The sequence below is a fragment of the Plebeiibacterium marinum genome (assembly GCF_026013615.1).
Lineage (GTDB): Bacteria > Bacteroidota > Bacteroidia > Bacteroidales > Marinilabiliaceae > Saccharicrinis > Saccharicrinis marinus_A.
In genome coordinates this window covers 1-300 of sequence record NZ_JAPDPI010000186.1, presented here as the reverse complement: position 1 = coordinate 300, position 300 = coordinate 1, and the positions used below count along the sequence as shown (strand labels likewise).

1 pseudogene is annotated in these 300 nt (G+C 36.7%); it reads right to left on the bottom strand.

Annotated features, from left to right (window positions below):
- Positions 1–300: pseudogene (locus OM074_RS21760) on the bottom strand (IS1634 family transposase); the annotation flags it as partial.

The following is a 300-nucleotide window of genomic DNA, read 5'->3' as shown; positions in this document are numbered from 1 at the left end:
TCTTCCTCTATCTGATTAAAACCTATATGGTTGTAAATACTCCCGAATATGATTTCTGGCCCTACCGTTCTTATGTCTGAGTTACTGATATTTAAAAGAGCCTCTTCTGTATAAGTGTCTTTGTCTGATAGGAAAAGGTTGTTTTGACCCGTGATTCTTTCAATTTCTTCATATCCAGCTATAACAAGCTTATCTATTTTCTGCCGTGTTGTGGCGCACCCAATTGTTTTTATAAGTTTATTTTGCCCTTTAACCTTCTGTATCACTTGCACAGAAACGCTTCCAGAGCTATTGTGTTTT